Source organism: Lutibacter sp. A80 (assembly GCF_022429645.1).
Classification (GTDB): domain Bacteria; phylum Bacteroidota; class Bacteroidia; order Flavobacteriales; family Flavobacteriaceae; genus Lutibacter.
The window spans coordinates 3004893-3019044 of sequence record NZ_CP092480.1; the positions used below are offsets into that span (position 1 = coordinate 3004893).

Annotated in this window: 14 protein-coding genes; 7 read left to right on the forward strand and 7 right to left on the reverse strand. The window is 28.7% G+C overall.

Annotation, left to right across the window (positions count from 1 at the left end; translation table 11 throughout):
- Positions 1-6: 6 nt before the first annotated feature.
- Genes MHL31_RS12385 through MHL31_RS12410 form a run of 6 tightly spaced genes read left to right on the forward strand, consistent with a single transcriptional unit; the run spans position 7 to position 6677 of the window.
- Complete coding sequence (locus MHL31_RS12385) at positions 7-1605, forward strand: lamin tail domain-containing protein (RefSeq protein ID WP_240226264.1); 1599 nt, start codon at positions 7-9, stop codon at positions 1603-1605.
- Between the two features lie 45 nt (positions 1606-1650).
- Positions 1651-2406: an SdiA-regulated domain-containing protein gene (locus MHL31_RS12390; protein ID WP_240226265.1), complete on the forward strand. Its 756-nt coding sequence runs from the start codon at positions 1651-1653 to the stop codon at positions 2404-2406.
- A gap of 27 nt (positions 2407-2433) precedes the next feature.
- Complete coding sequence (locus MHL31_RS12395; protein WP_240226266.1) at positions 2434-3075, forward strand: hypothetical protein; 642 nt, start codon at positions 2434-2436, stop codon at positions 3073-3075.
- Positions 3076-3087: 12 nt separating this feature from the next.
- The gene (locus MHL31_RS12400; protein WP_240226267.1) at positions 3088-3561 is read left to right on the forward strand and encodes a CYTH domain-containing protein; all 474 of its coding nucleotides are present in this window, start codon (positions 3088-3090) and stop codon (positions 3559-3561) included.
- Between the two features lie 39 nt (positions 3562-3600).
- Positions 3601-5196, forward strand: a complete 1596-nt coding sequence (locus tag MHL31_RS12405; protein WP_240226268.1) for an SLC13 family permease — start codon at positions 3601-3603, stop codon at positions 5194-5196.
- A 14-nt stretch (positions 5197-5210) separates the two neighbouring features.
- A complete protein-coding gene (locus MHL31_RS12410; protein WP_240226269.1) occupies positions 5211-6677 on the forward strand; it encodes a hypothetical protein in 1467 nt (488 codons plus the stop codon).
- 15 nt (positions 6678-6692) lie between these two features.
- On the opposite strand, the gene MHL31_RS12415 is transcribed toward MHL31_RS12410, so the two are convergent.
- From MHL31_RS12415 to MHL31_RS12445, 7 genes are all read right to left on the reverse strand, one after another.
- The gene (locus MHL31_RS12415; RefSeq protein ID WP_240226270.1) at positions 6693-7082 is read right to left on the reverse strand and encodes a hypothetical protein; all 390 of its coding nucleotides are present in this window, start codon (positions 7080-7082) and stop codon (positions 6693-6695) included.
- Positions 7083-7140: 58 nt separating this feature from the next.
- On the reverse strand, positions 7141-7518 hold the full coding sequence (locus tag MHL31_RS12420) for a NifB/NifX family molybdenum-iron cluster-binding protein (RefSeq protein WP_240226271.1): 378 nt from the start codon (positions 7516-7518) through the stop codon (positions 7141-7143).
- The gene (locus MHL31_RS12425) at positions 7515-7817 is read right to left on the reverse strand and encodes a hypothetical protein (RefSeq protein ID WP_240226272.1); all 303 of its coding nucleotides are present in this window, start codon (positions 7815-7817) and stop codon (positions 7515-7517) included. The genes MHL31_RS12420 and MHL31_RS12425 overlap by 4 nt, the downstream gene beginning before the upstream one ends.
- Before the next feature lie 10 nt (positions 7818-7827).
- Positions 7828-8901 carry a cytochrome d ubiquinol oxidase subunit II gene (gene cydB / locus MHL31_RS12430; RefSeq protein WP_240226273.1) on the reverse strand — a complete coding sequence of 358 codons (1074 nt, stop codon included), beginning with the start codon at positions 8899-8901 and terminating at the stop codon, positions 7828-7830.
- A gap of 3 nt (positions 8902-8904) precedes the next feature.
- Positions 8905-10236, reverse strand: a complete 1332-nt coding sequence (locus tag MHL31_RS12435; RefSeq protein ID WP_240226274.1) for a cytochrome ubiquinol oxidase subunit I — start codon at positions 10234-10236, stop codon at positions 8905-8907.
- Positions 10237-10401: 165 nt separating this feature from the next.
- A complete protein-coding gene (locus MHL31_RS12440) occupies positions 10402-11658 on the reverse strand; it encodes an OmpP1/FadL family transporter (protein ID WP_240226275.1) in 1257 nt (418 codons plus the stop codon).
- A 78-nt stretch (positions 11659-11736) separates the two neighbouring features.
- Complete coding sequence (locus MHL31_RS12445; RefSeq protein WP_240226276.1) at positions 11737-13038, reverse strand: DUF4270 family protein; 1302 nt, start codon at positions 13036-13038, stop codon at positions 11737-11739.
- Between the two features lie 231 nt (positions 13039-13269).
- On the opposite strand from MHL31_RS12445, the gene MHL31_RS12450 reads away from it, so the two are divergent.
- Positions 13270-14151, forward strand: a complete 882-nt coding sequence (locus tag MHL31_RS12450) for a DUF6268 family outer membrane beta-barrel protein (RefSeq protein ID WP_240226277.1) — start codon at positions 13270-13272, stop codon at positions 14149-14151.
- Position 14152 lies beyond the last annotated feature (1 nt).

Below are 14152 nucleotides of genomic sequence, written 5' to 3' on the forward strand. Positions count from 1 at the left end.
AAAACAATGAAAAATTTAAAATATATAGTTCTAAGTATTATTATGTTATCTGCTACTATAGGTTGTGTAGAAGATGAGATGATGACAAAAGATGAGCCTATTGTAGAAGGTAGTGTGCTGAAATTAAATGAAATTATGTCGAAAGATGTAAATGATGCTCCAGATTGGATTGAAGTTTACAATAGTGGTACCACAGATATGGATATCTCAGGTTACTTTTTAAATGATAAAGCAACAGTAGGTGGTTATGAAATACCTTCTGGAACAATTATATCAGCAGGTGGTTTTTACCTTGTTGATGCTGACGAATCTGGAGAGTCTATTAGTTCTGGAGGAGAAGATGTAGGTTTATTTGAGCCTGATGGAACAATTGTAGATCATACGGTTACACCAGATATGAGTAGTAATGTTGGCTTAACTTGGGCAAGAGAAATTGATGGTGCAGGTGAATGGAAAATTAGTTCTCCAACTCCAAATTCTTCTAATGGGTCTGTTGCAAATACAGCACCTTTTTTAGATGCTAGTTCCATTACTGAGTATACAGATGTTTATGCTGTTAGTGCATCAGATGCCGATGGTATTTCTTCAGTAAAATTAGTTCTTATTATTGGTGAAAGTGTACAATCTTTAGATATGGCATTGGTAGATGGTGAGTACAAAACTTCTGTACCTAAAGCAAATGTTGGTGAGCTTGTACAATATTATGTTGTTGCAACAGATAATACTGGTTTAAAATCGTATTACCCAAGTAATGGAACTAACGAACCTGCAGAATTTTTAGTTGTTGGTGGTTTAAGTGAGTTAAATTTTGAAGGCGAAATAGATGGTAATAGAGGTAATGTTACTTTTACTGCTACACCATTATATCCAGAGCAAGTTGATGAATTAAGATTGTATTATTTATTACCTGGTGAACAACAAGATGAAGACAATGGTTTTGATGATAAGACTAAAATTGTAATGACTCAAAATGGTGATAGCTGGGAAGCTGTAGTTCCTGCTCTTAATATAGAAGGTGAAGTTCACTATTATATTAGAGTTGAATATGTAGATGGTACAAAAACGTATTACCCAATGGAAGAAGATGGTGGAGATTTTAATCACGATTTAGGTACAACTTGGCCTAGTTATACTGTTGAAGCCATAACATATAATGATGTTGTAGATACTACAATTACATCTACAGAAGGACCTTTAACAAGTTTAACATTTCCAACAAATCCAACTCCAGGATCAGATATTAACCTTGTATTAGCATATACTAGCTCTGAAGAAATTACAGAAGCCAGAGTTTATTTTGCTGTAGGTGATGAACCAGAATATATTAAAGCAAATAAAGTTTCTGGAGAAGATGATGCTACATTTACACAAACAGGTGTAACTATTAATTTAAAAGATGTTGTTACAGATGGAGATGAATTATCTTTAAGCGAAACAGGAGCTAAAGTGTCATTCTATGTACGTATATCTACAGATACTGCAGAATACTACTATTCAAATACAGGAGCAATGTCTCTAGATGATACACCAGGCGGAGGAACTGTTGATGAGTCAGACGATTTTAAAGATGATCCAACACTTTGGAATGTTTATACAGTTCAATAATTAATAAAACCAGCTTGTAAATTTATACAAGCTGGTACTTTTAAAATGATGCGTTTAAGTAAAATATTGTGTTTTACCATGGCTTTTATGGCCTTACTTTTAGCTTGTAATAAGAGCGATTCTAATGTTGAAGAAATAAATAATGATCTCGAACTTATTTCAAGTACTAAAATAAATGTATCAGAAGCATCAGGTTTGGCAATTAATACATCAGGTACAACTTTATATACAGTTAGTGATAATACAAATAATATTTACCAGTTATCTACCGACGGAACAGTGTTAAAAGAGTACCCGTATAACGGAGAAGATATTGAAGGAATTTCAGTAGTTTCAGCTAGTAAAGTAGTACTAGTTGAAGAAAGAGCTAAACAAATTGTTGAATACGATTTAATTCTAAAAAATTATAAAAAAAATAATGTGATTTATGGTAATAACGAGTCCAACAGTGGTCTTGAAGGAATTGCCTATAATTTAAATGACAATACATTTTTTGCTATTAATGAAAAAAATCCAGGAATATTGATGCGTTTAAGAACTGATTTTTCAATTATTGAATCTTATAATTTAGATTTTGCTTCAGATTATTCGGGAATATTTCATGATAAAGAATTAAACATATTGTGGATTTTAAGCGATGAAAGTAAAACAATAAATAAATGCAGTTTAAAAGGAGTTCTAATTAAAAGTTATAAAATAGATGTTATTAAAGCAGAAGGAATAGCAGTAACTAATAGTAATATTTATGTAGTGAGTGATTCAAATTCTACACTATATAATTTTAAAAAACCAATTGAATAAAAAAATATTGAAATTAAAAATATAATTATGACAAAACCAGCAATGAAAGTAGGCGAAATCTCAAAACCACGTTTTGAGTTTAGAACTTTTGGTCAAAACTTTGACCTAGAATCAAAATATATGGCACGTTTATCAGTGCCAATTCCAGAAAAAGTTTGGGAAAGAACTTCAGAAGAAATATATATTTTATCTAAAACCAACGATATTAATAATACCAAAATACGCGATGGTAAAATGGATATTAAAACATTTGTACAAAGTGTTGATGGTTTAGAGCAATGGAATCCATTAATGAAAGGTGAATTTCCAATTTCAAAACAAGTATTAGAAAACGATGTTTTTCCAGCATTTCAAGTTGCAATGCCAGCATTAACTAAAGAAACGTATACTCTAGAAGAATTTTTAGAAATGATTGATGCTAATCCAGATTTACAAGGAGTTCGAGTACACAAACAACGCTTTGGGTATATGGTAAATAATACTTTATGTGAAGTAGGAAATGTATTAATTAACGGAGCAAAAGTAGTAACTATTAATTCTGAATCTACAGAGTTAGATGATATTAAAAAAACAATTGTAGATTGTAAACTAGAAGGTGCAGAAAACATCAATTATTTACAAGCAATAAAACGTGTAATAGGTTGGATTAATAAACCATTAGCAAATTAAAAATATAATAAAATGGCACAAGAAATAGAAAGAAAGTTTTTAGTAAAAAACGATGATTTTAAAGAAGCTTCTTTTAATCAAACAAAAATAGTTCAAGGGTTTTTATCAACAGTTCCAGAACGTACTGTTCGTATTAGAATTAAAGGAGATAAAGGTTTTATTACAGTTAAGGGTATTGGAAATAAATCTGGAGCCTCTAGGTTTGAATGGGAAAAAGAAATTTCTGTTAAAGACGCTACAGATTTGCTAAAAATTAGTGAACCAGGTGTAATAGATAAAACACGTTTTAATGTAAAATCTGGAGAGCATACGTTTGAAGTTGATGAGTTTTATGGTGAAAATGAAGGATTAACAGTTGCTGAGGTAGAACTTTCTTCAGAAGAAGAAGACTTTGTTAAGCCAAGTTGGTTGGGTGAAGAAGTAACAGGACAGGTAAAATATTACAATTCTATGTTAATGAAAAATCCTTATAAGGATTGGAAATAGTTTAAAAATAATTGAAATTATAATTTAAAAAATAAATAAATGAGTGCACTATTACAAAATGGGTTTGATGTATTAGATATGAAAAACTATCGAATGGAGAAACTTCCTAAACGTGAAAAATCTAAATTTGAACAGTTTTTAATGCGGATAGGAGGACCTTTGGCAATTATTTCTTTTGTACTCATTTTATTTGTTTTAAAAATACCATTTTTAGATAATTTAGATGTCGCAAACTTAAGTGAAAGCGCTCATAATAATCTAGAAAATATTGGGTTAGAAAAGTTTATTTTTTCTAATAAAGCAATGCTAGCAATCTTTGTATCTTCCTTAATTTTATGGATTACAGAAGCAATTCCTAATTATTTAACCTCTTTGATTTTAATTATAGCTTTGGTGTTAACACAAGTATTACCAGAACAAGTGGCTTATGCGCAATTAGGTCATAAAGTAATGTGGTTAAACATTATGTCATTTGTTTTGGCAAGCATGTTAGTGGCAACCGGAGTGGCTAAAAGATTTGCTCTTTGGTTTATAATTAAATTTGGGAAAAGTGCTTCTTCTGTTATTTTAAGTTTTATGGTTATTAATGTTGTGTTGTCTTTATTTATTTCAGCAACTACTGCAAAAACAGCTATTTTATTACCAGTTTTTATGGTAGTTGCTGCAATTTATGGAGCTTCAAATGGCAAAAAAAATAATGTAGGACGTAATGTGTTGCTTCAAAATTTATTTCAAAATAATATGGGAGCAAGTTCGTTTTTAACGGGTTCTGGGGCTAATTTGTTAGCAGCTTCGTTAATAGCAGGTGCCGTTGGAAGTGATATCTTTTTCTCGGAATGGATGATTGCTTCTTTTCCAGTTGCAATGGCTTTAATGCTAATAGGATGGATAATTGGTATTAAAATTATTTTTCCAATAAAAAAAGAAGATCGTGCGCCAAGTATTCCTGGAGGAATGGAAAGCCTTAAAAAAGACTTAAAAGATCTTGGTAAAATTTCGTTTACAGAAATTAAATCAATTATAATCTTTGTAAGTATTTTGGCTTTATGGGTTACAGATAAATGGCACGGTGTTAGTCCTACTGCAGTAGCTTTTGTTGGTGCAATTATTGCTTTAATGCCTAAAATTGGTATTGTAAAGTGGAACGATGTAGATATTCCTTGGCATTTATTATTATTCTCTGCCGGTGCTTATACTTTAGGTGCAGGTTTTAAGGTAACAGATCTTCCTTCAATATCTGTAAATGCATCGTTTGATGCTTTAGGTTTTGGAGCAGAAACTCCATTTTGGGTTTTATATGTTGTATTAACTGCTGCAATGATTTTTAGTGCGTTATTTATGCAGTCTAAAACCATGCGAGCAATGATTTTTATTCCGATAGCTATTGGTATTGCAACACGTTTTAATTTTTCAATTATGAGTTTGGCATTTCCAGTAGCAATGTTAATAGAACATGTATATACTTTGCCATTTAATAGTAAACCAGCGTTACTGTCATACTCTACAAATCATTACAGTATGTCCGATGGATTTAAATTTGGATTTACGATGCAAGTTATTGCTTGGATTATGTCAATTGTAATGGCAATGACCTATTTTAAATGGTTAGGTATTACACCAAATGGTTTATTTTAGATTATTAAGTACAAATGATACAAGATAACGTAAAAATACACGATAATTTTTCTTTAGAAATAAAATCTATTTATGAAATACTTTCTGAAAAGAAGAAAACTACCTATAATACACTTACGTATCTTTTTATTCCTAATGGCTTAAATATTAACAATCAAACCTATCCGAAATCTAAATTTTATAACGATGTTAAAGTATATATTAGGTACAATGCATCTGAATATACGTTAGATGAAATTCTTAATGTAAAAACGGGGCCACTACATCAATTAATTAAAATTGTAAAAAAAATATCGGGTAAAAAAGTATCAAAAAAGAATAAGCTAGAGTTTGAATCTAGGGTTAAAATGTTGGGTGCTATTTTAAATAATACACTTAGAACAGCAACATTATTATTAAAAAATAACAGAAAATCAGAGATAATAAAATCGATAGAATATTTTAATAAACTTAAAAAAGTTTTAGTAATCTATAGAGATTTGGTTTTACGTATTGAAGCCTTAAAAGTAGCTGAAGATTTAAAAAATACTATAAAATATGGAGATGAATATATTAGTAATATAATAAATTATTACTTAATTGTTTGGTTAGAGTTTTATAAAATTAATAATGTAGATAAAGAAATTTTAAAAGAATTAATTGCCTTTATTAAAGAGGAGCAAACCTATAGGAAATTACAAAATTTTGATGTTACTAATAGTGAAGATTATTTTGATGAAATACTGTTTCATAAAAGAAGTCAACTAAAAAAGTTTATAGAAAGTGTGTTGTTTTTAAATAGAGATATTAGAAAAGATGGCGCCTTTTTTGAACAGTCTATATTTGCCTTTGCAGCGGGTTTAGCAATGGTTTTTTCTACAGCAGTTGCTTTTTATTACCAACAAATATACGGTAATTTTACCTTGCCTTTTTTTATAGCATTGGTAGTTGGTTATATGTTTAAAGATAGAATAAAAGCATCGATAGGTTTATTATTTGTAAGTAGAGCTAGTTCTTTTTATCACGATTTTAAAATAAAAATTAAAGATTCAGGGGCAAATTTAATTGGTATTGTTAAAGAAAATTTTACGTTTGTTCCGTTTAATAAATTAGGTCCAAAAGTTAAAAAACACCGTTTAAAAAATAAATTTATAGCTGCAGATTATAATTTTTTAGGAGAGCAGATTATCCAATACAAAAAGAAAATTGTAATCTACCCTAAAAAATTTGGTGAAGAAATTTCTGACAATAGATTAAATAGTATTGTGGATATTACGCGTATAAATTTGTATAGATTTACTACTCAAATGGACGATCCAAAAAAAGAATATTCTTTACTAAAAAAAGGTAAAATTATTAATAGAGTAGGCAATAGAATTTATCATATAAATCTTATTCAAAAATTTTATACTGAAAAAGGAATAACATTTAAACGGTATCTTGTAATTATGAATAGAAAAGGAATAAAACGCATTGAACCTATTGAATTGGATGCGTTATAATTTTAACTCAGTTTTTTAATTCCATTTAACATTCAACTTTTCCAATTCAGTATTTAATTCTATAAGTGAGTCTGGGTCTATTATTTGTGTATTGATTGTCAATTCTTTTTTATCGGTTTTTAGAATATAATCTCCAGCAAATTTTTTAATTTGTTTTACTTTAGATAGGTTAATTTTCTTTCCAAAAGCACCATTTATCTTTAAAATTCCGTTTTCAATGGTTATATATTTATATTGTTTTTGGTAAAAATATGTAAGTAAATATAAGATTGAAATTATTATATATCCATAATCTGTCCAATAAGCCTTTTCTTTAGTGAAAATACTTAGTAATCCAAATATTAGCCAAACAATTCCAAAAATTAGATTAATTTTTAAATGTCTTTTTTTAAATTTTATATTCATTTTTTAAAATTCAATAATAAATATAACTAATTTTTACGATATTATTTTTTAGAATGTATTATAGATAGTCTTTTAAAATTTCAGAAATAGCATCAATTTTTACTAATTTATAATCGAAATCTCCTTTTTTTAAAGTTTTACGCATATATTTTCCCACGGCTCTTACCAATAAAAGATCTATATCAGTTAAAATTTCTAAAAGATCGTCATGGCTGTGTTCTCCATGTTCATGTGCATGTCCACCATGGTCATGTTCTTCGTGTTCACCACGATGATGTCCTTCATTTCTATCGTGATCATTGTGGCTATGTGTATTTTCTTTGTAGGTTACAGATTCAATTTCTCCGTTTTTAATGGAGTAAAAAGCAAATTCTGAAGCTCTTCCAGTTCTTTTTGCAATGGAGACTCTATCGTTTGTTGGTATGGCTATTTTCATGTGTTTTTATTTAAAATTATTTTTAATTTTTTAATCAGTATTAAAGCAATTACACCTCCTAAAAATGAAACTAATAAGTTTAAAAAAAATAGAATAACATTTATAGAACCTGATTTAACTATTGTAAAAGGATCAAAACCTAAACGGCCAAAAGATTTAATAAACAAAATGCTTCCAAATACACCTGCAATGGTGTTTCCAATAACACCTAACGAATGTTTTTTAAAAGTAATAGCAGCTGTATTAGCTCCAATTATACCTATTAAAATACTAATTAATGAAATTAAAGTTGCAGTCATAATTATTAAATTAATGTCCGTAATCCATCTTGTCAATTTTTCCTTTTAAAAGTCTTCTTTGAATAATAATATAAATTGCAAGTAAAATAATACCCACAATTGCCCAATTAAATGCAACAGATAATCCGTAATTAGAGGCAGCTGTATTGTAAATTGTTAATGAATCGTTTTCTGGATTTGTAGAAGGTAATATTACAGGGAATATTGAAGCTAAAGAGGATGTTATTCCGCCAATTATTAGCAATGTTGAAAAGATAAAACTATGAACATCTTTTTTTATTTTCTTAATAAAAAATAACCCTATTAATCCTATTAAATATAAAATTGGAAATATTAATAAATATGGTTTTTCAACAAAATTATTTAATGAATTTGGATTAACAATTTGCCATATAATTAAAGAAAATACAGTTAGAAAACTTAAAGCAATAGTTAGGGTAAAAATTACATTTTTTAATTTTTCATTAATAGATGCATTTGTTTTTAAACGAATCCAAGTAGCTCCATGAATAGCTAGAGTTACTACGGCAATAACTCCAATAATTAACGTAAACCAATCTATAACTCCAGGGTGCTCGGTTAATGGGCTAAAACTGCTATCCCATAGTGGTAAGAAAAAGTAATGAGCTTCATATAAAGATGCTCCATCTTCTACACCTCCTAAATTAACACCTCTAACAACATTTCCAAGGGCAACACCAAAAAATAGAGCTAACAATAAACTAGAAATTCCAAAAGAGGTATCCCAAATTGAAGTCCACATTTTATTGTTAAACTGACTTCTAAATTCGAGTCCTATAGCTCTAAATACAATTAACCAAAGCACAATAATTAACGGTAAATAAAAACCGCTAAATACAGATGCGTAAAATGTTGGAAAAGCCATAAAAAGCATTCCTCCACCAGCTACAAGCCAAACTTCATTAAAATCCCAAAATAGTCCAGCAGCTTTTGCTACTACTTTTTTATCTTTTTCTTTTTTTGCAAAAAATAAATGAATAATACCTGTACCAAAATTATAACCATCTAAAACAAAGAAAATGGCCAATACAAGTGCAATAATAATATACCAAAATAGTTCCATAGTTTAATGTTTTATAGGTTTAGGACCTTGATGAATAGTTTTACCAACCAATATTAAAAATAACAATCCAAGCAGTAAATATAGGCCTACAAAACCTAAGAGTGTAAATAGTGTGTTTCCGGAAGAAACCGTAGGTGAAACACCTTCGATTGTTTTTAATAAACCATAAACTAAGTAAGGTTGTCTTCCTAATTCTGCAACATACCAACCTGTAATATTTGCAATATATGGAAACGGTACCAAAAACATAATGGCCCATAGTAAAGGTCTAATTAGATGTAATTTTTTCTTCCAAAGGAAAAAAGCAGCTAGAAACATAATACCAATAAAAATTGTACCTAAGCCAACCATAATATGGTAAGAATAATATAGAGCAGGAATATTATCTGGCAGTTCTTCTTTTTTAAACTGATCCATACCTGCAATTTGCCTGTTCCAATCTTGATAGGTTAAAAAGCTTAAAATATTAGGCACAGCAATTTTATTGTCCAATTTTTTTTCAACCATATTTGGTTGTCCAATAAGCACAATTTCGGCACCAGCATCTTCAGTTTCAAAAATACCTTCCATTGCGGCAAAAGCTGCAGGTTGATATTTAGCTACATTTTTAGCATTCCAATCTCCTGTTGGAAAAGCAACTAATAAGCTAGAAACTAATCCGAAAATAACACCGGTTTTTAAAAATAACCTACCGTGTTCTAAGTTTTTATTTCTTAAAATATAAAAGGCTCCAATACTTGCCACTACAAAGGCAGAAGTAACTACAGAAGCAAATTGATTGTGTAAAAAGGCGGGTATTAACCAAGGGTTACTAAATAATTCTGAAAAGTTTTCAAGTACAAATTTTCCATTATCTAAAATTTCATAACCAACAGGATGTTGCATCCAAGCATTAGTAGCTAAAATAAACCAACCACTAGCCCAAGAACCTAAGAACACCAAAAAGCCAGTTAAAAAATGCAATTTTTGTCCCATTAATTTTTCACCAAAAATAAATAAGGCTAGAAATGAAGATTCTAAAAAGAAAGAAAACATTCCTTCCATTGCTAATGTTTGTCCAATTATTCCACCTGTTAGTTCAGAGAATTTAGCCCAGTTGGTTCCAAATTGAAACTCCATTGGAATTCCTGTAACAACACCCATTGTAAAATTAATGGCAAATATTTTCATAAAAAATAAAGCAGCATCGTTGTATTTTTGAATTTTTGTTCTTAAAAATTTCCATTTAAAAAAAACAATGATTAGAGAAAGTCCCATTGTTAATTGTGGAAATATATAGTGAAATGTGATAGTAAATGCAAACTGCAATCTATCGTAGAAAATCATATCTTCCATTTGGTGAAGTGTTTAAAATAAATTGGTAAAATGTAGATACGAAAGTACAAATTAAAAAAAAACTATATGTAAGCAAAAGCACATATAGTTTTTAAAAACAAGAGAATTAATATTAAATTTAGTGTGTAAAGGAATTATGTTAAAGTTAAATAACTCTCGTTTTAATTAAAAAATCTTTCTTTTTTGAAACCAATTACCTAATAAACTTAAATTTAAAGATAGTTTATGGTAATTGTCTTGTATTAGTTTATTGTTAATAGTTCCTTCTTTTCCGTAAGAGTAATTAATATTAATCATAGAAGTGTAGATACTTTTTGAAAGTGGAATTCCTACACCTAAAGAAACAGCATAATTGTCTATTTTTTGTTTTGATAAGATTAAATACCCAGTATTGTAATTTACACCAGCTCTATACTTTAAATTGTTCCAAAAAGTGTTTAAATTTTGTGTAGGTTGGTATTCAACTCCAGCTCCATAAATTTCTTGATCTTGATACTTATAGGTGTTGTTTGAAGTGTAGGTATCTGACCAATAATTTTTCTTATAATCTACATTTACAGTTAATTTTTTGTTGATGATTGAAGAAATACCAAAACCTACTTTTAAAGGTAAATCGTAATCGTCTAGATCTATATCTGTTTCATTTAAAATTTCGACTTCACTTGATCCAGAGAAGGATTTGGTTGCAGTTTGATCTTCTGTACCGCTTAAATAGGTTGGTATACTAAACGTAGCACCAAAAGTTGTTTGTGTGCCAAAAATATTATTAATAGTATATTGTAGTCCGGTATTTAAACCAAATCCAAAATAGTTTTTAGAATTTGTTATAGTAGCAGTTGAGTACCCAATATATACTAATTCAGTTTCATCTATATTACCAAATAGAGCAGATAATTCAAATCCTACAGAAAGGTTTTTACCCAATTTTATTCCGTTTCCCCAAAAGACTTCATTAATTCCTCCAGAACCAGTGATTGAAGTACTTAAATATTGCGAAGATCCTTCAACAGGTTTAATCAAATCAATTTCATAACTAACTTTAGAATAAGGAACCAATCCAAAATTCATTTTCCAGTAATCTTTTACTTGAAAAGAGAAAGCTAAATGAGAAACATTTAAATCGACATTTTTCTGTGAAGAATTTACAGTTTCTTTATTAGAAAAAGTACTACTTAAACCCAGTTCATATAAAAATGAATTTGAAGCGATAGAAGTTATTGATGCGGGATTTGATTTGTTAATTGAAAAAAGATTTTTACTGGCAATACCTGTGTTTCCAAGGGCTGAAAAGCCTCCAAAATAGTTCGAGTTTTCTACACCTAAACCAAATAATGAATAGGGCGAACTAAAATCGCTTTGTGCTTTTGCAATAAAAACGGATGTATAGGTAACTATTAGAAATGAAAATAGTATTTTTTTCATGTGTTTATATTATTGTTTTTTAAGGTCTTATTTCTACTTCTTTCAGCACAAGTATATTGTTTGTTATATATTTTATAATTAATAGAGTAAATAAGTAACTGAAAGTTTCATACTCTTGTCCGAATTATCAGCATCGTAAATATTTACCTTATTTACACCATTATTGTTATTTGGAAGTTGAAATAATAAAGCGTAATCTAAATCATAAGTACTAGTTAAAACTTGTTCTACAAAATATGTTAAATCTACAGTGTAATAATTTTCCGAATCAAACTCATCATTTTGGCTGGATAATGTTGCGTAAACAGAACTACCACTTAAGCTTGATAATTGGCTTACTACTCTATTTTTTTTATCAATAACATATACTGCAAGTGAATCTACTCCAGTTTCACTAGTATCATAACTCTCTAATGTTGGGTAAAATTTTAAAGTAGCATTAATGGCTGTGCTATTTTGTTCTAATTCATTTAAATTTTCAATTGCAGGAAATTCTACTCGCATATTAAACGATGTTCCAGATTGTATATACGCTAAATTACCTGTGTTTTTTGTGCTTAATATATCGGTATAAGATTCAATAGAATTTAATACGGTATTAGATTTGTCGCTTGTTGTTTGATTAAAGCTTTGGGTATAACTTTGTATGGTAAAATCGTTGTAATAATCATTATCTTCATCATCTTCACCTTTTATGGTGTAGTACATTCTCATTACAGTAGAAGGTTGGCTAAAACCAAGTACGGCATTACTATTTTCGTCTGGTGCAATTGTTAAACCTTTAAATATTTGATATAAGTCATCAGAATTATTGATGTCGTTATCTTGAAGTTTTTCAAATAAATCGCTTCCAAAATCTTGATTTATAGGAATGTAAATAGAATCCTTTTTGTTTGGATATGGCGTAAAAGTAAGCTCTCCTAAAGTAGTATCGCTATATTCTAATGTTGAAGTATTGTAAAAATTATCATCGTCTTCATTATGCGATTCAAAATTTTCTATTATTTCGTGTACTTTAAACGTTTGTGTTTTGGTAGTGTCTCCATAATAATAGGTATCGTAATATAAAATAATACCAATAGAATCAAAAGTTGCATCATTGTTAATATCATAAGTAGATGTAAGCAAGTTAAAGAAAGTTTTGCTTTTTAAATTACCAAAATCTTGATCTTGCAAAGCACCAATTAATAAACGAGTAGGGTTTGTTGTATTTACAGAATCTAATTGTATGGTTGATGTTTCAATTGATATTGTATCAGTTACAATAACCTTGGTATCTACATCTAAAAAATCTTCTCCTACGGTATACGTATCTGTATCACTTTCACAAGCAATAAATGCTGTAAAACTTAGAAAAAGTATTAATAAATAGTTTCTCATTATTCTATTTTTTGTGTAAAGGTATTTTAACCCATTTGTTTTACCACTGTAAAATAGATGAGTACTTGAATTGTATCGATAAAAAAGTTAACAAAATGTTAAACAGCTAATAATCAATATATATTAAGCTTCGTAGACTATAAGGTACTTTAGGTAGATAAAAAAGGCTTGTTAGTATATTTTAGGTATCTATACAAATAATAACTAAATACTTTTGAAAAATAATTATAAATGATAATGGCTTATAGAGTATTGTTAATTTTTTTAATGTTAGGTGCTAATTTGATTGTAGCTCAAACGAATGATGATTTGTTTGTTACAGGATTTAATTATGTTCCTGGTACTTCTAATTCTGTTGGATTTCAAGAAGCTAATGTTGCTTTTGATTATTCGGTAGATTTTAAAGAAGGTGTTTTAACAAACAGTTTAGCATATTCTAATCATAAAATTAATTACAACTCTAATGAGGTTTTAAATGAAAGCCTTTTAGGTATTGAAAGTTTTGAATCTGTTGCATATACTTTACAATTTAAGAAAGCCATTTCAAATGGCTGGGGATATTTAATTAGTGCTTCTCCATCAATTTCATCAAATTTTGAATCTAGTATTTCTTTTGATGATGTTATTTTTAATGGAGCTGTTATTTTTTCTAAAATGTTTATCAATAAAAAGCTTAATTTTGGAGTTGTTAGAAATTCATCTTACGGATTTAGTACACCAATACCAGTTGTAAGTATTGCAGGCGCTATAAACCAAAAGTTAACGTATAGTGTAGGTTTTCCAATTATCGAATTTTTGTATAAAGTAAATACAAAAAATCAGTTTAGTTTGTATGCAAAACCAAAAGGGTTTTACTCAAATATAACAAATGAAATAGTAGTGAATATAGATGATGAGGTAGAAAAAGCACAGTTTAACTCTATTGTTTCAGGCTTAAAATACAGTCATAGTATAGATGATAATTGGAAAGTAGAACTTGATGCAGCATATCAATTAAAATCCGATTATGAATTATTAGATAAAAATTTGAATAGTGTGTATGAATTTAAAACTAAAAATAATTTTAGTGCAGGAGTTAGTTTAAAATTCAATTTATTAAATGATAAAAGTTAAA